This window comes from Serratia sp. CY47280 (genome assembly GCF_052168655.1).
Taxonomy (GTDB): domain Bacteria; phylum Pseudomonadota; class Gammaproteobacteria; order Enterobacterales; family Enterobacteriaceae; genus Serratia; species Serratia bockelmannii.
Window position 1 is genome coordinate 958,519 of record NZ_JBJNMG010000001.1, and the last position, 18,038, is coordinate 976,556.

Sequence of the window (18,038 nt, forward strand, 5' to 3'; positions counted from 1 at the left end):
GCAGCGCAGCCCACGGAGGGGCTGGCACATTGCGCTGCCGCGGCCGGGACATGAAGAGTTGGCAACGTCGTTTGGGGGAAGTATGGCCTATTTCATTGACCGACGGCTGAACGGCAAAAACAAGAGCATGGTGAACCGCCAGCGCTTCTTGCGCCGTTACAAGTCGCAAATCAAACAGTCGATTGCCGAAGCCATCAACAAGCGTTCGGTCACCGACGTAGACAGCGGGGAGTCGGTCTCCATCCCCACTGACGATATCAACGAACCGATGTTTCATCAGGGGCGCGGCGGCACTCGCCATCGCGTTCACCCGGGCAATGACCACTTCGTGCAGAACGATCGCGTTGAGCGGCCTCAGGGCGGCGCAGGCGGTGGCGGCGGCCAAGGGAACGCCAGTCAGGACGGTGAGGGCCAGGATGAATTCGTCTTCCAGATATCCAAAGATGAGTATCTCGATCTTTTGTTCGAGGATCTCGCCCTGCCCAACTTGAAGAAGAATCAGTACAAGCAATTGACCGAGTTCAAAACCCATCGCGCCGGCTATACCGCCAACGGCGTGCCGGCCAACATCAGCGTCGTGCGTTCGCTGCAGAACTCGCTGGCGCGGCGTACCGCCATGACCGCCGGTAAAAGACGCGCGTTGCACGAGTTGGAAGACGCGCTGACCCAGTTGGAAAACACCGAACCCGTGCAATTGCTGGAAGAGGAGCGGCTGCGCAAAGAAATTGCCGAACTGCGCAAGAAAATCGAAAGCGTGCCGTTTATCGATACCTTCGACCTGCGCTACAAAAACTATGAGCGCCGGCCGGAGCCCTCGAGCCAGGCGGTGATGTTCTGCCTGATGGACGTGTCCGGTTCGATGGATCAGGCGACCAAAGACATGGCCAAGCGTTTTTACATTCTGCTTTATCTGTTCCTGAGCCGAACCTACAAAAACGTTGAGGTGGTCTATATTCGCCATCACACCCAGGCAAAAGAGGTGGATGAACAGGAGTTCTTCTATTCACAGGAAACCGGCGGCACCATCGTCTCCAGTGCGCTGAAATTGATGAACGACGTCGTCGAAGAACGTTATGACCCGGCGCAATGGAATATCTACGCCGCGCAAGCCTCGGACGGCGACAACTGGGCCGACGATTCACCGCTGTGCCATGAACTGTTGGCGAAGAAGATCCTGCCGATGGTGCGTTATTATAGCTACATAGAGATCACTCGCCGCGCTCACCAAACGCTGTGGCGTGAATATGAGGATCTGCAGGCGAAGTTCGACAACTTCGCCATGCAGCATATCCGCGAACCGGACGATATCTATCCGGTATTCCGCGAACTGTTTCGCAAGCAGACCGTGTGAATAACATCGCGTGAATGTCACCACAGCCGGAAAACGCCGTTTTCCGGCTGTTTCTTTTCCGCATTATATTTACATCATCCGTGTTTGTTTTTTACACAATAACAATGTCAATAATAAGTCGCGTTCCCCAGAACGGCCCTCTCTATTATTTGTTCTTCTGAGGTTATTCCTAAACATTCACTTCCACGTCCACACGGCTTGATAGGAATATTCCCATTCAGTTATCGTTATCCCATCGCTTGGGACCTTTCCTAAGCGAAATTTTCCTCATTTTATTTTTCTATGGCTTCTCAGCCCGCTGCGGCGGGCATTTACCTGTCAGCAGGTTAAACATCATGATCGACTACACCCTCTATGGCCTCAACAAACACGACGTTGATGAATACCATAAGCAAATATGCTGCCTGCTCGGCAAAAACGTGCTTCTGGTGCTGACCGCCAACAAGCCGATAACCAAACAGAACCTGCTCGCCAGCCTTATCCAGGAGATAGAAAAACAGCCCGATGATTATTTTCAGAGGCTGCATCGTGCGGCAATAGAAATGATCGGGGTTAACGGGCGTTAAGGCGATATGCGTAAGGCAGACATCTACGCCATTATTGCCACCGCCGTCGTGCTGATGATGCTGTTAATCATTAATATCGATAGCGATATCAGCGTTTATCCTTAATGGGCCCCTATTACGCCGGCTCTTTAGCCCGGCGTAATAGGCAGCGGAGGAATAGTCTGTCACCTTTTATTCCGAAGAACCTTTCGGCTCTTGCTTTATTGCGAACCGGCCGCTTCGTCAATCAAACTCGCCACCTCCTCGGCGTGAGAGACCAGCGAGGCGTGGCTGGCATTGAGTACCATCACTTTCTTAGGCTGCAGCCGCTGCGCCATACGTCGCTGATTCTCCGGGGCTATCATGCGATCGTCGCTGGAGAGTTGATACCATGACGGTTTATGTTTCCAGGCAGGTTCACCGAGGGTGTTACCAAAGGTATCAGCCAGCGGAGCCTTCTGCGCCACCGCCATCACCAGCGCCTCGTCGGCGGTCAGATCCTGGCAAAAGCTTTCGTGAAACTTGTCGGTTTTGATCCACAGATAACCGTCGCTGTCCGGGGTCAAATTCTCGACTGCCGCAGGAGGATGCGCTTGCGTAATACCGCCGGCACTTTCACCGGCATCCGGCGCAAACGCGGCGATGTAGACCAAGCCAACCACGTTAGGCTGGTTGCCCATTTCCGTGATCACGGCACCACCGTAAGAGTGCCCTACCAACACTACCGGTCCCGCTTGCTGCGCGACCATCTTACGCGTACGTTCCGCATCCTCAGCCAACGAGGTCAACGGCATTTCTACCGCATGAATCGCCGAATAGCCCCTGCGTGACAACTCGATGATAACCTTACTCCAGTGCGCGGCGCCGCCCCAGAATCCATGTACCAGCACGATAGTGGGTTTTGTGCTCATTGCCGACTCCTCATCTCATAGGAAAGCGCCGTAGACAGATGAACGGCCCCCCTTAAGAGACACGCCTGGCTGCCTTCGACGTCACACAGTCCCTATTTTATATAGTCAGCCCCACAGCGTTCAGCAATAGCTACGACGAGTTAACGTCCCCTGCTTTTCCGGCGTCGCCACGGCCTATCGACGCGGCTTACGCCGCAATGCCAGAGAAAAAAACGGGATTAAAACTAGGATTTTTACCCATGACGATCTAAAATTTCGCGCAAAAACAAAGAGAAGTAAATTTGACTCACGGGAAAAGGAATGAAGTTGTGAAGGAAATGATCTCCATCGTTTTTATGGCATGCCTGCTGGCGCTGCTGTTTTCGTGGCTGTTCGTCTACGGTCTTAACATTCATTAAACCTACAACGACAACAATCCCTCTTCCCTACTCGTCAGCGGCGCATCGTTACGATGCGCTAAAACCGACGCTTAAAGGGCTCGCGAACGGACAACGGCACTTCACCTCAGCCTTTTTGCCGCAAATACATCATTAATTTTTATGAATTATAGACTCATCGCGTTTCTCCCCCTCACAGGCCCTTTTACTGCTCAGCGGAGTTCCTCCAAAACGATGGCTTGCCTGACGCAGAGTGTTACCGGTAACTATGCTGTTGATTTCTTTTGGTAATAAACGTAAAGCCGTTAATAACCCCACGTTCTTTATAGAAATGAATTATGCGTCCTTATGAATAAAGGTTTGAATAAACGGCCTTTGGTCATTGATTATCCCCCGCCAAGCTCCTAGAATTCGCGCGTAAAAATACAATTGGGATCGGGTTTCATGTCGCCGCTGTGGGTTGCAACGCAATACTGTTATTTTATTGGTCTTTTAGTTTCTATGGTTTTCACCTACCTGGTTAGCCGGGACACCGTCAAAATTCGCTGTATCAGCGCAGTGACCATCGGGTTAACCTGGCCGTTGAGCCTGCCGGTCGTGTTGCTGTTTTCGCTGTTCTAACGCCCCCATGCCGCGCGGTGGCTTTTAAGCAATCGTGTTAATGAAATGAGGCTGACCACCGACGTCGTGGTTTTGGGCGAGGGATAAAAAAACGCCAGCGCAAGGCTGGCATGAAAACTGGAAGCAATGTGAGCAATGTCGTGCCGGATCGGGGGGCACAGAAGGAGACAACCCTTTTCCCCTCACCGGCGAAACAAATGATAATACGTCTCATTATTGAATGTAAAGTCATTTCCCAACGCAACTTTTTCCCTTTGGAAAACTATCAGCCGCGCGGCGCTCGCCAGCGCTGATACAGTCGCCCTCCCCCCCACACCAGAAGCCAGAGCAAAACATTGAACCCCAACCATAGCATCAGCAAATAGAAGAAAGTCTGATAGCTGGGTATGCCCCGATCGGCCAAAAACGGGTTAAAGTGAAAAAATTTGACGATCGCGAACGGATTAAGATTGAAACGGTTGAACACGGCCGTCGTCAACAACGGTGGCAACAGTGTGTAAAATATCAGGCTGAACAGCAGCAGGATTTTTGTGCCAGAAGTGTTTTTATAATCTCTCATATCAATGTATTACGTCTTCCATTGTGGTGGGAAAACCGCCAGACATTCGCACGCTAATCGACCCCGCAAGCGCCAAAGAGTTCCAGGTCAACGCGGAAATAAAGCCGTTCATGCGTTTAATTGTCATTTAGCGCACGGGTGATATATACCCAGTGGATTTAAAATTACGATGTCGCCGCGTCGTCTTCAACCGCAGCGTTTGCATGGCATCATCAGGAGGCATTAATGAAACCGGACGCACTCTCCCTGCCGCCGAACCCGAAAAAGCTCAAAGTCATCTACGGCTGGTATATTTACGTGATCTATATCCTGCTGGTTTTCAACATTTACATGGCGGTCTACAACGTCTGCGTTCGGCATCCGATCGAGGCCCCGCTACTGTCGCTTTTTCACAGCCTGTTCATCGCGTTGATGCTGCAGCAGGTACTCAGGAAGAACGTCGTTTTCGCCTGGATCTTGCTGAGCTATTTTATTCTGATGCGCCTCTATTACGCCAATGTGCTGCATGTCGAGTTCACGCTGGTGAGCCGCGGCCTGGTGCTGCTGATTCTGACGCTGCTGCTGACCGGCGGCGTGGCCGTCGGGCAGTTGGCCACGCCGCCGCAGCGACATGACTGGCTGGCGCGGCTGGGCTGGCGGCAATGGGGAGCGCTCATGGCGCTGGCGGCCATCCTGACCCCGTTGATTACCACCGACTATCTGGGGTAAACAGACTGCTACTTAGGGATATGAGGTTCGGAAATGTCTACGACGCGGCATATTTTAGTGAAGTTGCCCGCCTTCTCACAGATCTTGTCCGTGACGAACATGCTAAGGTAGCCCAGCAACAGCAAGTAGCCGACCATGCACAGAATAAAGATAAGCGTTCTCACCGATAACGACCAACCTGATAAGAGTATCCCGAGCATCATAACCTGAACGCGGCGCTTTAAAAGGATTTCATGTGCGCATCGGCCCGCATCGGCGCACGTTCTGTAGTAATATTAAGCCACCACGCCTACCACCGGAAACGCCGATGCACCATCTGATGTTAGACATTGAAACCCTGGACACAAAACCCAGCGCCGTCATTCTGGTGGTTGCGGCGGTGTTTTTCGATCCCCGAACCGGGGAACTGGGCGCCGAATTCGAAGCCGCCGTCAGTTGCCAGAAAGAGCAACCGGGCCGTACCATCAGCCTGGATACGGTTGCCTGGTGGGCGAAACAGTCCGACGAAGCGCGCAAACAGGCCTTCGGCGGCACCGAGAGCCTGAAACGCGTGTTGAGCAGCCTCAGCCGCTTTATCCATATGAACAGCACCGATACGGTGAAAGTCTGGGGCAACGGCAAAGAGTTCGACTGTGCGATCCTCGAACACGCCTTCCAGCAGCTGGAAATGCCCTGCCCGTGGAAATTCTGGGATACTCAGGACGTGCGCACGGTGATCACGTTGGCAGAACTTCACGGCTTTAACCCCAAAAAGACACGCCCATTCGAAGGCATGCCGCACCGTGCGTTGGATGATGCTCGCCACCAGGCCCGTTACGTGGCCGATGCCGTCTTGGCGCTCTATTACCGCCAGGGGGCGTAGCGCTGACCCGCTTTGCCCCTTTTCATTTGTCGCCGGAGTCTCTACTCTAGCCCTCTTTGTCACTCGGACGTGCCTTTCCTGTTATGCAAAAGTTTCTGTTTATGCTTCTCAGCCTGGTGCTGCTCGGCCCATTAGGCATCGATCTTTACCTGCCGACCATTCCCGCCATTGCCGTCGGCCTGGGCAGCAGCGAAGCGCTGATCCAATCCACCATTTCACTGTTTATTCTGGTGCTCGGCCTCGGCCAGGTCATCGCCGGCCCGCTGGTGGATAACTATGGCCGCAAGCCGGTGGCGCTGGCCGGCATTATCCTCTACATGATCGGCGCCGCGATGGCGGCGCTGGCTACCAGTCCGACACTTTTCATCGCTTCGCGTCTGCTGCAAGGGGTGGCGGTTTGCTGCACCGCCGTCGTCGCCTTCAGCGGCGTGCGCGACCGCCTGAATGGTGACGACGCTGCCCGCGCCTTCGGCTTTCTCAATGGCACGCTGAACATCATCCCCGCGCTGGCGCCGCTGCTCGGCGGCCTGCTCGCCGAAGCCTTCGGCTGGCGAGCCCCTTTCTGGTTCCTGGTCGGTTATGCGCTGCTGGTGTTGGTGCTCATCGCGCTGCGCCTGCCGGAAACCCGCCCTGCCGACACCGTCCCGGTCAAGGGGCTGCCGGTACGCCAATATGCGCGCATCCTCAGCGAACGGCGTTTCCTTTCCTTTGCGGTAGTGAACTCCGGGGCGATGGGCATGGCGCTGACCTACGTTTCCCTGGCACCGAACGTGCTGATGGGCACCGCCGGCCTGACCCCGCTGCAATTTTCGCTGGTGTTCGGCGCCAACGGTTTCTGGATCATGCTGGTCAGCTTCTTCGCCAACCGCATCATCCACAAGGTAGGCCGTCCGGTTTGCCTGGCGACCGGCGGCATTTTGATGGGGCTGGGCTGTCTGGGGTTGCTGCTGGGCGTCATGCTGCTGCCCGCGGCGGCGCAAGCGCACTGGCTGGCGTATATGCTGCCGGTCGCCAGCGCCTGCGCCGGGTTGGCGTTCGTGATGGGTCCGGCCACCAGCTACGCGTTGGAGCCGTACTCCAATGAGGCAGGCGTCGCGTCCGCGCTGGTCGGTTTCGTACAGATGGCCGGCGGTGCCGCACTGGGGCTGGTGGCGATGGCGTTGCCGTTGCAGCCGAAGTTGTCGCTGGCATTGGTCATGCTGGCGGGCTGCCTGCTGGCGCTGCACGCGCGGCGGCTCAGCAAGCAGATTAAAGGGCAGATAAAAAAAGTCGCCTGAGCCGCGGCTCAGGCTTCGGTGACGACCGGCACCCGCGCCGCTAACGCCGACAGCAGCTCATAACCCAACGTTCCTGCCGCCGTGGCCACCTCGTCCACCGGCAGGCGTTTCCCCCACAGCTCCACGTCGGCGCCCAATTCGACTTGTGGACAGGGCGTCAGATCCACCGCCAGCATATCCATCGACACCGTTCCCAGGGTGCGCGTCAGCACGCCGTCAACCCACACCGGCGTACCGGTCGGCGCATGACGCGGATAGCCGTCGGCGTAACCGCAGGCCACCACGCCGATACGCTGCGTGCCGGCGGCGCTGTAACGGCCGCCGTACCCCACGCGATCGCCAGACTTCAGTTGCTGAATGCCGATGATCTCGCTGCTCAGCGTCATCGCCGGCTGCAGCCCCGTCCCCGCAACATCATTCCAGCAACCGCTCGGCGAAGCGCCATAGAGAACAATCCCAGGGCGGACCCAACTGCCGTGGGTCGAAGGGTGCCACAGCGTGGCGGCCGAGTTGGCCAGGCAGCGCGGCAACGGTATATCGACTGCCGCTGCCTCGATAGTGGCCATCTGCTGGGCCACGCCTTCCGGGCCGTCGGCGGTGGCGAAATGGCTCATCAGCGTAAGCTCGCCGATATTGGCAACCGCCTGCGCCCTGCGCCACACCTCATGCAGCCGATCGGGTGCGAACCCCAACCGATTCATGCCGCTGTTCACTTTCAGATAGACATTGAGCGGCGCGTTCAGCGTGGCGTCGGCGATCGCCGACAGCTGCCAGTCGCTGTGCACCGCCGTCGTCAGGCGATAACGGTCGAGCAACGCCAGATCCTGCGGCTGGAAGAATCCCTCCAGCAGAAGAATCGGCCCTTGCCAACCCGACTCGCGCAGCAGCACCGCTTCGGCCAGATCCAGCATGGCGAAGCCGTCGGTTTGCGCCATGCTGCGCCAAACGTGTTTGATGCCGTGGCCATAGGCGTTGGCCTTGACCACCGCCCAAACTTTGGCGCCGGGAGCGAAACGGCGCACCACCTGCAGGTTATTTTCAATCGCGCCGAGATGCATCGTGGCGGTTATCGGACGGGGCATCGGTTCTCCTTGGGGCAGCGTACAGCGGCCACGCGCGCCTGCGCGTGGCCGGAAAAGTCTATGACAACGTCGACGATTAACGTGCGGGATGCACGTCGTTCAGCGGAACCGCGTGTTGCTGGCGAAACCCGGCGCTGTAACGCGCCACCGCCAGGTCATCGGAAGGGATCGCCGGCGTAATGCCGGACATCAGATCGGACAACAACTGCCCGGAGCCGCAGGCCATCGTCCAGCCCAACGTGCCATGCCCGGTATTGAGATACAGGTTCTTCAGCGAAGTGCGGCCGACAATTGGCGTGCCGTCCGGCGTCATCGGCCGCAGGCCGGTCCAGAACGTCGCCTCTTCCACTCTGCCGCCGTTCGGGTAGAGATCGCGCACCACCATCTCCAGCGTTTCGCGCCGTTTTTGCTCCAGCTGGGTATTGAAACCGACGATCTCCGCCATGCCGCCGACGCGAATGCGCTGGTCAAAACGCGTGATGGCGATTTTATACGTCTCATCCAATACCGTAGAGAACGGCGCCGCCGCTTCGTCGGTGATAGGAATGGTCAACGAATAGCCCTTCAGCGGGTAAACCGGAATGGACACCAGGCCGCGCAGCAGCGCCGTGGAGTACGAGCCGAACGCCACCACATAGCTGTCGGCCTTAAACACTTCCTCGCCGCACTGGACGCCGGCGATCTTGTCGCCTTCAACCAGCAGACGATCGACGCCGCGGTTGAACAGGAAGGTTACGCCCGCCTGCTCTGCCATCTTCGCCAACTGTTGCGTAAACAGCTGGCAATCGCCGGTCTCGTCGTTCGGCAACTGCAGGCCGCCGGTCAGCTTGTGCGCCACCTGCGCCAACGCCGGCTCGACGCTACCGAGTTGGCCGGCTTCCAGCAATCGGTAAGGCACGCCGGCATCTTCCAATACCGCAATGTCTTTCGCGGCGTTTTCGAACTGTTGTTGAGTGCGGAACAGCTGCAGCGTGCCGCCCTGGCGACCTTCGTACTGGATACCGGTTTCCTGACGCAGCGCCTTGATACAATCGCGGCTGTATTCCGCCAGACGTACCATGCGGCCTTTGTTGGTCATGTAGTGTTCGGTGTTGCAGTTTTTCAGCATCTGCCACATCCAGTTCAGCTGGAAGCTGCTGCCATCGAGACGGATGGCCAGCGGCGCATGGCGCTGGAACATCCACTTGATGGCCTTAAGCGGCACACCCGGCGCCGCCCAGGGTGCGGCATAGCCCGGTGAGATCTGCCCAGCGTTCGCAGCGCTGGTTTCCAGTGCGGGGCCTGGCTGACGATCGATCACCGTCACCTCATGCCCCGCCTTCGCCAAATACCAGGCACTGGCTACGCCCACCACTCCACTACCTAAAATTACCACTCGCATCGCTGACTCCAGCCTAAGGCTTCACAAAGCATAATCTTCTGCTCACAGGAAATTAACTCAGTGAAAAAATCCGTCCAACAACTTCGTCATCAAACGTGACAATATTCACAATTAATTTATCGTCGATGGGTCATGCATTTGCAATAGCCACCTGAAAATAGCGATAAGATGCGGTTTAGAGGGGCCTATGGCGTCAAACCGCCGCTGAATAGATAGCAATGCTATCAATGATAGCAATCAAAAAAGGCGTAATAAGCAACATTGATTTAACAGAATATAAAAATACCAGCCAGTACATAAGCAGAACAAAAAACCAATAAAATAAAAAATTCCAACACAACAAACAAAGAGAGCCCCCTCCCTCCGCAGCAGAAAAATCGCGTAAAATTACAGCTACCGTTAACCTTGCTTTCAGTGCTGGAATAAAACACCCGAGCCCTTAGCCCGCCCGTTTACATTGAACGCTGCAGCACGATATGAACGTTAACGCCAGAAGCAACGCCTAAAGTTCACACTGTCGCTATCGTGGAGAACGCCTTATGTTCATCGCCATCTACCAATTTTCAGTCAAAACCGGGCACGAACACGCCTTTCGCCAGGCCTGGCTTGAATTGACCCAAGGTATCTATCTGCAGCGCGGCAGCCTGGGCTCGCGCCTGCATCAGGATGTGAGCGGGCAGTTTATCGGCTATGCGCAATGGCCAAGCCGAGTCGCATGGGAAAGCGCCGGTGATATTCAGTTGGATGAACGCTACCGGCAAGCCCGGGAACGAATGCGTGCGACCTTGCTGGCGGATAAAACGCTGTTTGAAATGGAAGTGACGGACGATTATCTGCAAGTCAGACCGTTTGACTGAGGACAAGCCCACCTAAGCGGGCTTGGGGTCGCGGGAGCGGGGGGCATCAATGATGCAGCATCTCGTCCACGACTTCTTTGGTCTGCAGTTGGAATGGGTAGTAAGTCGGCCAGTTATCCATTTCTTTCAGCAACGCTTCCTGCGAGGTGTTGCCCATAAAGATATGGAAATGCGCCGATTTGCGCGGGCCGATAATGTGATCGCTGAACTGCACGAATTTCGGCGCCAGGCTGCCGGCTTCCTGGCATTCGAACAGATAACGCACGCCCTTTTTACCAGAGACATAGGTCAGGATCTTATGCCCGGCGTACTTATACTGACAAGCGCTGGCTTGGTCGCCGCGGTGAAACTCCATGACGCCGTTTTCAATGCCGATAGTATCCACATCGGTAGCGTACCCTTTACGGTAATACGCCTTCACTTCTGCGAAGGTCTTGCTCTTATCCTGCGCCGCTTTCTTCTTGAACACCGGATCGAGATCCCCATTGAGCAGGTAAGGGTACACGGATTGCCACACACCCTCCCAATCCGCCAGGTCGCGATCTTTGACGTCCTTATCGTCGAACACGCCCGCCTCGGCCTTTTTTTCCACTTCCGTCAGCGGCTTGCCATGTGAATGATGCCCGTGGGCAAACGCCTGCCCGCTGATAAACAGCGCTGCCAGCGCCACCGCCACTTTGCCAAAATGCCTCGCCAAAATGCGCTCCTTGTCCGTTATTGAGAAAATGAAAAGTTACAATATAACATAACAATTTTCAATCCCTGTCGTACAACAGGCATGTGTTGCACGCCCTTGCCGCAGGGCTATACTCGGAGAAGACGCGCGGTGCTGTGCCGCCTTCTGCCAGGACGGGCGTCGAATTGAGCGCCGTTCGCGCCTTTGCGTACCGGCATTTTTATTTCACTGATTTGCAATGATTAATTATGACTTGAACTATGCTTGTTACAGGGTCTGCCGTTTGAGCAAGACCCGTGAATAATGAGGGTGCGCTGATGACTACTTCAACACATGAAAAGGTTAAGGATGATAAACGTCTGAGCGATGGACCGGACTGGACGTTCGAACTGCTGCAGGTGTATTTGGAGCAGATCGACCGCGTCGCCAAGCATTACCGGCTCGACACCTACCCCCATCAGATCGAGGTGATCACCTCCGAGCAGATGATGGACGCCTATTCGAGCGTCGGCATGCCGATCAACTATACCCATTGGTCCTTCGGCAAGAAGTTCATCGAAACCGAACAGCGCTACAAACAGGGCCAGCAAGGGCTGGCGTATGAAATCGTCATCAACTCCAATCCCTGCATCGCCTACCTGATGGAGGAGAACACCATCACCATGCAGGCGCTGGTGATGGCACACGCCTGCTATGGCCACAACTCGTTCTTCAAGAATAACTATCTGTTCCGCAGCTGGACCGACGCCAGTTCCATCGTCGATTATCTGTTGTTCGCCCGTCACTACATCAGCCAGTGCGAAGAACGCTACGGCGTAGAAGAAGTGGAACGGTTGCTGGACTCCTGCCACGCACTGATGAGCTACGGCGTCGACAGGTACAAACGCCCGCAGAAAATCTCCTTGGTGGAAGAGAAAGCGCGCCAGAAAAGCCGCGAAGAATATCTGCAAAGCCAGGTGAACACGCTGTGGAAGACCCTGCCACGCGTCGAGCGCGAAGAGTCGCCGGAGCAGGCTCGTCGCTATCCAAGCGAACCGCAGGAAAATATCCTCTATTTTATCGAGAAGAACGCACCGCTACTGGAACCTTGGCAGCGTGAGGTGTTACGCATCGTGCGCAAAGTCAGCCAGTATTTCTACCCGCAAAAACAGACTCAGGTGATGAACGAGGGCTGGGCCACCTTCTGGCACTACACCATCCTCAACCATTTGTACGACGAGGGCCGTGTGACCGAGCGGTTTATGCTGGAGTTTTTACACAGCCACACCAACGTGGTGTATCAGCCGCCTTACAACAGCCCGTACTATAACGGCATCAACCCTTATGCACTGGGCTTCGCCATGTTCCAGGACATCAAGCGCATCTGCCAATCACCGACCGAGGAAGACCGCTACTGGTTCCCGGACATCGCCGGAAAAGACTGGTTGGAGACACTGCACTTCGCCATGCGCGACTTCAAGGACGAGAGCTTTATCAGCCAGTTCCTGTCGCCCAAAGTGATGCGCGACTTCCGCTTGTTCACCGTGCTGGACGACGATCGCAACAACTATCTGGAAATTGCCGCGATCCACAACGAGGCCGGCTACCGGGCGATCCGTCAGGAGCTGTCTGCACAATACAACCTGAGCAATCACGAGCCGAACATTCAGATCTGGAACGTGGACCTGCGCGGCGACCGCTCGCTAACATTGCGTTATATCCCACAGGAGCGTGCGCCGTTGGATAAAAGCCGTCGCGACGTGTTGAAGCACCTGCACCGCCTGTGGGGCTTCGACGTGATCCTAGAACAGCAAAACGAAGACGGCAGCGTGGAGCTGCTCGATCGGTGCCCGCCGCGACCAACGCCGCTGTAATCCGCCATAACGACAAAGGGCGCCAAAATGGCGCCCTTTCTTAATTTCATTAATACGCAATCAGCGACGCGCTTCGGTCAGATCGCTCGGCATGGTGCCCTGCATGCTCTGCCAAATCGCCCCGCTGTCTTTACCGTAGTTGCGCACGGTGTCCATCACCTGGTCGTACAGCTTCTCATGGCACAGCGTGGACAGCTTGCTGTAGAAGGTCAGCGCCAGCTTACGCGCTTCCGGGTTGGAGAAGTAGTAACGGCCCACGCGGGTGTACAGCCCTTTCAGGCCGTTGAAAATCAAGCCGTAGATCGGGTTGCCAGAAGCGAACGCCAAACCACGGAAGATCTCGTAATCGAGCAGATTGAACGCGTCTGCCTGATCTTCTACCTCGGCGGCTTTCGCCAGCACTTCCTGGGCCTGTTCCGGATGATTGCGCACCGCGGCGCGAATAAAGATCGACGCGATATTGGTGCGCACGGACAGCAGGTTATCGATCAGCTGCGGGACGCTTTTGTGATCGAGACGGGCTACGGTCTCAAGGATATTGAGGCCGGACGTTTCCCAGAAATTGTTCACTTTGGTCGGTTTGCCATGCTGAATGGTCAACCAACCATCGCGGGCCAGACGTTGCAACACTTCACGTAACGTAGTGCGCGTGACGCCAATCAACTCCGAAAGCTCACGCTCCGCGGGCAAAATAGAGCCAGGGGGGAAGCGATTATTCCAAATACTCTCAATAATGTACTCTTCCGCGAAACCGGCAGGACTCTGCGCCTTTATGACCATGTGTTTGACGTTCCGTTGCGACGATAAAATCAGTAAAAGTAATCAGCTCATCATACCAGATCGTGCTGACATGACATAGCGTGAGCGAAAAACAATAAACGAAAGTGTGCATAAAGTGGCAAAAAACGCGCAAAAACACCGGCCGAAGGAAATTTGCCGCCGTAAAACAAGCTCCGGTTGCACACGCCCCCACCGCATTGTTAGGGTACGTGCTACGACTGATTAAGGATGCATAGAGGACAATGGAAACAACCCTGCGCAGCGCCCTGCTCAAAAATTTTCTGGGGCAATCTCCCGACTGGTACAAACTGACCATTCTCATTTTTCTGGCGATCAACCCCCTGGTGTTCTTTTTCGCCAGCCCGTTTATTGCGGGTTGGCTGCTGGTGGTCGAGTTCATCTTTACCCTGGCGATGGCGCTGAAATGCTACCCGTTGCTGCCGGGCGGCCTGCTGGCGCTAGAGGCCGTGGCCATCGGCATGACCAGCCCGGCGCAGGTTTCGCAGGAAATCGAACATAATCTGGAAGTGTTGCTGCTGCTGATCTTTATGGTGGCAGGCATCTACTTTATGAAGCAGCTGCTGCTGTTCGTGTTCACCAAGCTGCTGCTCAACATCCGTTCGAAAACGCTGCTGTCGCTGGCGTTTTGCCTGGCCGCCGCCTTCCTTTCTGCCTTCCTCGACGCGCTGACGGTCGTGGCGGTAGTGATCAGCGTGGCCACCGGTTTCTATTCCATCTATCACAACGTGACGTCAAACCGCCCTGACGGCGACATTGGCGATGACAGTGATTTTACCGGCGAAGAGCGCAAACAGACGCTGGAGCAATTCCGCGCCTTTCTGCGCAGCCTGCTGATGCACGCCGGCGTCGGCACCGCGCTCGGCGGGGTCATGACCATGGTGGGCGAGCCGCAAAACCTGATTATCGCCAAAAACGCGGGCTGGGGTTTTATCGATTTCTTCCTGCGTATGGCGCCGGTCACGCTGCCGGTGTTGGTGTGCGGCCTGCTGGTGTGTTGGCTGGTAGAACGTTTTCGCCTGTTTGGCTACGGCGCGCAATTGCCGGGAGCGGTGCGCGACGTGCTGAAAGAGTATGACCGCAAGGCCAGCGCAGGCCGTAGCAAACAAGAACGGCTTAAATTGGTGATGCAGGCGCTGATCGGCGTTTGGCTGGTGCTGGCGTTGGCCTTCCATCTGGCAGAAGTTGGGCTGATCGGCCTGTCGGTCATCGTTCTCGCCACCTCCCTGTGCGGCGTGAATGACGAGCACGCCATCGGCAAAGCGTTCCAGGAAGCGCTGCCATTCACCGCTCTGCTGACGGTGTTCTTCACCGTGGTCGCAGTGATCATCGAACAGCACCTGTTCAGCCCGGTGATCCAGTTTGTGCTGCGCGCCGAGCCCTCCTCTCAGCTTTCGCTGTTCTACCTGTTCAACGGCCTGCTGTCGTCGGTTTCCGACAACGTGTTCGTCGGCACCGTTTACATCAACGAGGCGCGCACCGCGCTGGAAACCGGCGCGATCGGGCTGAAGCAGTTCGAGCTGCTGGCGGTCGCCATCAATACCGGCACCAACCTGCCCTCGGTCGCCACCCCTAATGGGCAGGCGGCGTTTCTGTTCCTGCTGACGTCGGCATTGGCGCCGCTGGTGCGTCTGTCGTATGGCCGCATGGTCTGGATGGCCCTGCCTTATACGGTGGTGTTGACGGTAGTTGGCCTGCTGTGCGTCCAATTCACTTTGGAGCCGGCGACCGAGCTGTTGACGCAGTGGCATTGGCTGACGCTGCCGCCCATCGACACCGTCAGCCACTGAGACGGCGCCGGCAGGGTGAACCGATATTTTTACGCTGAAACCGGCCCAAGTGGCTGGCAGCGAGGGGGAATTGGTTTACACTGCCGGTTCAATTGCTTACTGCATGGAAGAATCTAGATATGTTGCAATTCTTTAACCGCTGTTCACAAGGACGCGGCGCCTGGCTGCTGATGGCCCTGACAGCGTTGGTGTTGGAACTGGTCGCGCTCTATTTCCAGCACGTTATGCTGCTGCAGCCGTGCGTGATGTGCATTTACGAGCGTTGCGCGCTATTCGGCATCCTCGGCGCCTCGTTGGTAGGCGCTATCGCGCCGAAAACCCCGCTGCGCTACGCGGCGATCTTGCTGTGGATCTACAGCGCCTGGGAAGGCGTACAGCTGGCGTGGAAGCACACCATGATCCAGTTGCATCCTTCGCCATTCAATACCTGCGATTTCTTCGTCAGCTTCCCGTCCTGGCTGCCGCTGGACAAATGGTTGCCGGCGGTGTTCCACGCTTCCGGTGACTGTTCCGTGCGTCAATGGCAGTTCCTGACGCTGGAAATGCCACAATGGCTGGTTGGTATCTTCGGCGCCTATCTGCTGGTGGCGCTGATTGTACTGATCGCACAGTTTGTCCGCCCACGCCGCCGCGATCTGTTCGGCCGCTGAACGGCAGACAAACAAAAAACGGCGCCACCTGGCGCCGTTTTTTTAGGGTATTACTGTCAAATTCAGAGATAACCCCATTTCAGGTATGTGTAAGGAAGTAAACGAGCACGATTAGCGCTCCAGCTACGGCAAACAGACGGACCATTTTCATTGTTATGCTCTCGAACTTGCGGGAGAGCGGCCAAATTACCCAACTTATCGTTTAAAAAGAAGCATCCCGGCTCAGTTCAGCACGTAATTTACATAACATTAAACTTCTGCAATACCGGCGGCTAAAACCGGCCCTTCCTTTCAACCTTCGAGCATCAATAAATTACCGTTACTTATGAACGACTGCGCCTTTGTCACATTCAGAGCACAATATTTTGGTGAAGTTTACCCATAAAATCCTTATAGTATCGGCAACGTGAGTACTACCGATTTCCCTGGTGTTGTTGTGTGTCTTGCCCCTCATATTTGTAGGGGCTTTTTTCCTTCTGCCCCCAACCGTCAGTCCCCGCTGCCTTTAAATAAATCATTCAAATTTAACTCTGCGCGGTATCACTCATCGGCCACCGTTCGCGCACTAATGATTAAAATCGTTCGTGATTCTTTCCTTATGCTGAATGCAGTAGGCCAATGACATCAAGGACACGATACTATGCCGGATACCACATTGCCCCCTTCGTCTCAGCGCCCGTTCCTGCGGCGCATGCTGCTCAAAGCCGGGAAAAAATTCCTGCGCTGGAACGGCGAATTTCAGACTCGCCATTCGCTGATCTCCACCACGCCGCGGATCGGTAATTATGAATTTAATTGGGTGACGGCGCTGGAAGCCCGTTGGCCTGCCATTCGCGAGGAGTTGGATCGGTTGCTGGAGCACCCGGAGGATATCCCCGCGTTCCACCAAATATCACCGGATCAGCAACGCATCTCCAAAGGGGATAATTGGAAAACCTTCGGGCTGTTTGTCTACGGGCAGCGGGTTGATGAGAACTGCGCCATTTGCCCGCAGACCGCACAGGCGGTCAGCGAGATCCCCGGCATGCGCACCGCCATGTTTTCGATCCTTAAGCCGCACTATCACATCGTCCCCCACAAAGGCCCGACTCGTGCCGTGGTGCGCGCGCATTTGGGATTAATCGTGCCAAAGGATCGGGAAAAGCTCTGGATCCGCGTTGACGACCAAATTCTGCACTGGGATGAAGGCAAGGTGATTTTGTTTGATGATTCCTACGAACACGAGGTTCGCAATGATACCGACGAACTGCGCGCTGTGCTGTTTCTCGATATCGACCGGCCAATGGACAAAGTAGGTACGGCGGTGAATAAACTGCTGTTCAGCCTGATCAAGGCCAGCCCGTATGTGAAGCAGCCGCTGAAAAATCTGGCTAACTGGCATCGCCGCGACAAAAAAGCGTGAAATGGCGGCTTATGCCATGAGCCCCACACCCGGTGGTTAGCTCAATAACGCAGAGGGCGGCATGTCTGAACACGCCGCCCTCTTGCATGAAAACGCGTATTGCTCTGCAGGCGCCCGCCTTTATCTGGCCCAGTCCGGCTTGTTGAGGATAGGCAGCCGTAAAAGCGGAAATTGATTGGAAGTAGCAAGGAATCACGGTTATTGACAAAGCATTACCGCAAGTCGAGCCACTACTTAGCAGGTAGTTGTATCGTTTTGCGGTAATTTTTTGCCCCATACATGCCCCATAAATCCAACACTCCCCTTCCATAGGCTACCATTACTGCACACCCACCAGA

17 protein-coding genes are annotated in these 18,038 nt (G+C 55.7%); 11 read left to right on the forward strand and 6 right to left on the reverse strand.

Annotated features, from left to right (window positions below):
- Positions 1–82 precede the first annotated feature (82 nt).
- Both ACJ8J4_RS04560 and ACJ8J4_RS04565 read left to right on the forward strand, forming a co-directional pair.
- Entirely contained in the window at positions 83–1,351 is a 1,269-nt protein-coding gene (locus ACJ8J4_RS04560; protein WP_004932234.1) for a YeaH/YhbH family protein, read from the forward strand.
- Positions 1,352–1,686: 335 nt separating this feature from the next.
- Complete coding sequence (locus tag ACJ8J4_RS04565; RefSeq protein ID WP_004932237.1) at positions 1,687–1,917, forward strand: hypothetical protein; 231 nt, start codon at positions 1,687–1,689, stop codon at positions 1,915–1,917.
- Between the two features lie 200 nt (positions 1,918–2,117).
- Here ACJ8J4_RS04565 and ACJ8J4_RS04570 read toward each other — a convergent pair whose 3' ends face one another.
- Entirely contained in the window at positions 2,118–2,807 is a 690-nt protein-coding gene (locus ACJ8J4_RS04570; protein WP_043142997.1) for an alpha/beta hydrolase, read from the reverse strand.
- An 821-nt stretch (positions 2,808–3,628) separates the two neighbouring features.
- Between ACJ8J4_RS04570 and ACJ8J4_RS04575 the strand changes: the two genes are divergently transcribed.
- Entirely contained in the window at positions 3,629–3,805 is a 177-nt protein-coding gene (locus ACJ8J4_RS04575) for a GhoT/OrtT family toxin (RefSeq protein ID WP_025303098.1), read from the forward strand.
- Positions 3,806–4,070: 265 nt separating this feature from the next.
- Here ACJ8J4_RS04575 and ACJ8J4_RS04580 read toward each other — a convergent pair whose 3' ends face one another.
- Positions 4,071–4,364 (reverse strand): hypothetical protein, encoded by a 294-nt coding sequence (locus ACJ8J4_RS04580; RefSeq protein WP_025303099.1) that lies wholly within the window; start codon positions 4,362–4,364, stop codon positions 4,071–4,073.
- Positions 4,365–4,589: 225 nt separating this feature from the next.
- Between ACJ8J4_RS04580 and ACJ8J4_RS04585 the strand changes: the two genes are divergently transcribed.
- The 3 genes from ACJ8J4_RS04585 to ACJ8J4_RS04595 all read left to right on the forward strand — a co-directional run bounded on the left by ACJ8J4_RS04585 (position 4,590) and on the right by ACJ8J4_RS04595 (position 7,211).
- On the forward strand, positions 4,590–5,072 hold the full coding sequence (locus ACJ8J4_RS04585; protein ID WP_025303100.1) for a hypothetical protein: 483 nt from the start codon (positions 4,590–4,592) through the stop codon (positions 5,070–5,072).
- Between the two features lie 307 nt (positions 5,073–5,379).
- The gene (locus ACJ8J4_RS04590; protein WP_141998253.1) at positions 5,380–5,934 is read left to right on the forward strand and encodes a 3'-5' exonuclease; all 555 of its coding nucleotides are present in this window, start codon (positions 5,380–5,382) and stop codon (positions 5,932–5,934) included.
- 83 nt (positions 5,935–6,017) lie between these two features.
- Positions 6,018–7,211: a multidrug effflux MFS transporter gene (locus tag ACJ8J4_RS04595; RefSeq protein ID WP_025303101.1), complete on the forward strand. Its 1,194-nt coding sequence runs from the start codon at positions 6,018–6,020 to the stop codon at positions 7,209–7,211.
- 8 nt (positions 7,212–7,219) lie between these two features.
- Here the strand turns inward: ACJ8J4_RS04595 and dadX are convergent, their stop codons facing one another.
- A complete protein-coding gene (gene dadX / locus ACJ8J4_RS04600; RefSeq protein ID WP_043143003.1) occupies positions 7,220–8,293 on the reverse strand; it encodes a catabolic alanine racemase DadX in 1,074 nt (357 codons plus the stop codon).
- Between the two features lie 76 nt (positions 8,294–8,369).
- Positions 8,370–9,674: a D-amino acid dehydrogenase gene (locus ACJ8J4_RS04605; protein WP_049295776.1), complete on the reverse strand. Its 1,305-nt coding sequence runs from the start codon at positions 9,672–9,674 to the stop codon at positions 8,370–8,372.
- A 539-nt stretch (positions 9,675–10,213) separates the two neighbouring features.
- Between ACJ8J4_RS04605 and ACJ8J4_RS04610 the strand changes: the two genes are divergently transcribed.
- Entirely contained in the window at positions 10,214–10,531 is a 318-nt protein-coding gene (locus ACJ8J4_RS04610) for an antibiotic biosynthesis monooxygenase family protein (protein ID WP_025303104.1), read from the forward strand.
- Between the two features lie 46 nt (positions 10,532–10,577).
- Here ACJ8J4_RS04610 and zinT read toward each other — a convergent pair whose 3' ends face one another.
- Entirely contained in the window at positions 10,578–11,228 is a 651-nt protein-coding gene (gene zinT, locus ACJ8J4_RS04615; RefSeq protein ID WP_025303105.1) for a metal-binding protein ZinT, read from the reverse strand.
- 296 nt (positions 11,229–11,524) lie between these two features.
- On the opposite strand from zinT, the gene ACJ8J4_RS04620 reads away from it, so the two are divergent.
- The gene (locus ACJ8J4_RS04620) at positions 11,525–13,060 is read left to right on the forward strand and encodes a SpoVR family protein (RefSeq protein ID WP_025303106.1); all 1,536 of its coding nucleotides are present in this window, start codon (positions 11,525–11,527) and stop codon (positions 13,058–13,060) included.
- Positions 13,061–13,120: 60 nt separating this feature from the next.
- On the opposite strand, the gene fadR is transcribed toward ACJ8J4_RS04620, so the two are convergent.
- On the reverse strand, positions 13,121–13,840 hold the full coding sequence (gene fadR / locus ACJ8J4_RS04625) for a fatty acid metabolism transcriptional regulator FadR (RefSeq protein WP_025303107.1): 720 nt from the start codon (positions 13,838–13,840) through the stop codon (positions 13,121–13,123).
- A gap of 242 nt (positions 13,841–14,082) precedes the next feature.
- Here fadR and nhaB point away from each other — a divergent pair, with 242 nt between their 5' ends.
- The 3 genes from nhaB to ACJ8J4_RS04640 all read left to right on the forward strand — a co-directional run bounded on the left by nhaB (position 14,083) and on the right by ACJ8J4_RS04640 (position 17,700).
- Positions 14,083–15,648 (forward strand): sodium/proton antiporter NhaB, encoded by a 1,566-nt coding sequence (gene nhaB / locus ACJ8J4_RS04630; protein ID WP_025303108.1) that lies wholly within the window; start codon positions 14,083–14,085, stop codon positions 15,646–15,648.
- Between the two features lie 119 nt (positions 15,649–15,767).
- The gene (gene dsbB / locus ACJ8J4_RS04635) at positions 15,768–16,298 is read left to right on the forward strand and encodes a disulfide bond formation protein DsbB (RefSeq protein ID WP_004932277.1); all 531 of its coding nucleotides are present in this window, start codon (positions 15,768–15,770) and stop codon (positions 16,296–16,298) included.
- A 640-nt stretch (positions 16,299–16,938) separates the two neighbouring features.
- A complete protein-coding gene (locus ACJ8J4_RS04640) occupies positions 16,939–17,700 on the forward strand; it encodes an aspartyl/asparaginyl beta-hydroxylase domain-containing protein (RefSeq protein WP_197835990.1) in 762 nt (253 codons plus the stop codon).
- The last annotated feature ends 338 nt before the right edge of the window (positions 17,701–18,038 follow it).

Coding starts and splice junctions, on each gene's coding strand:
- ACJ8J4_RS04620 (WP_025303106.1), top strand. CDS start 11,525: ATGACTACTTCAACACATGAAAAGGTTAAGGATGATAAACGTCTGAGC.
- ACJ8J4_RS04605 (WP_049295776.1), bottom strand. CDS start 9,674: ATGCGAGTGGTAATTTTAGGTAGTGGAGTGGTGGGCGTAGCCAGTGCC.
- ACJ8J4_RS04570 (WP_043142997.1), bottom strand. CDS start 2,807: ATGAGCACAAAACCCACTATCGTGCTGGTACATGGATTCTGGGGCGGC.
- fadR (WP_025303107.1), bottom strand. CDS start 13,840: ATGGTCATAAAGGCGCAGAGTCCTGCCGGTTTCGCGGAAGAGTACATT.
- ACJ8J4_RS04595 (WP_025303101.1), top strand. CDS start 6,018: ATGCAAAAGTTTCTGTTTATGCTTCTCAGCCTGGTGCTGCTCGGCCCA.
- ACJ8J4_RS04585 (WP_025303100.1), top strand. CDS start 4,590: ATGAAACCGGACGCACTCTCCCTGCCGCCGAACCCGAAAAAGCTCAAA.
- nhaB (WP_025303108.1), top strand. CDS start 14,083: ATGGAAACAACCCTGCGCAGCGCCCTGCTCAAAAATTTTCTGGGGCAA.
- ACJ8J4_RS04580 (WP_025303099.1), bottom strand. CDS start 4,364: ATGAGAGATTATAAAAACACTTCTGGCACAAAAATCCTGCTGCTGTTC.
- ACJ8J4_RS04575 (WP_025303098.1), top strand. CDS start 3,629: ATGTCGCCGCTGTGGGTTGCAACGCAATACTGTTATTTTATTGGTCTT.
- ACJ8J4_RS04610 (WP_025303104.1), top strand. CDS start 10,214: ATGTTCATCGCCATCTACCAATTTTCAGTCAAAACCGGGCACGAACAC.
- ACJ8J4_RS04590 (WP_141998253.1), top strand. CDS start 5,380: ATGCACCATCTGATGTTAGACATTGAAACCCTGGACACAAAACCCAGC.
- dadX (WP_043143003.1), bottom strand. CDS start 8,293: ATGCCCCGTCCGATAACCGCCACGATGCATCTCGGCGCGATTGAAAAT.
- ACJ8J4_RS04565 (WP_004932237.1), top strand. CDS start 1,687: ATGATCGACTACACCCTCTATGGCCTCAACAAACACGACGTTGATGAA.
- ACJ8J4_RS04640 (WP_197835990.1), top strand. CDS start 16,939: ATGCCGGATACCACATTGCCCCCTTCGTCTCAGCGCCCGTTCCTGCGG.
- ACJ8J4_RS04560 (WP_004932234.1), top strand. CDS start 83: ATGGCCTATTTCATTGACCGACGGCTGAACGGCAAAAACAAGAGCATG.
- dsbB (WP_004932277.1), top strand. CDS start 15,768: ATGTTGCAATTCTTTAACCGCTGTTCACAAGGACGCGGCGCCTGGCTG.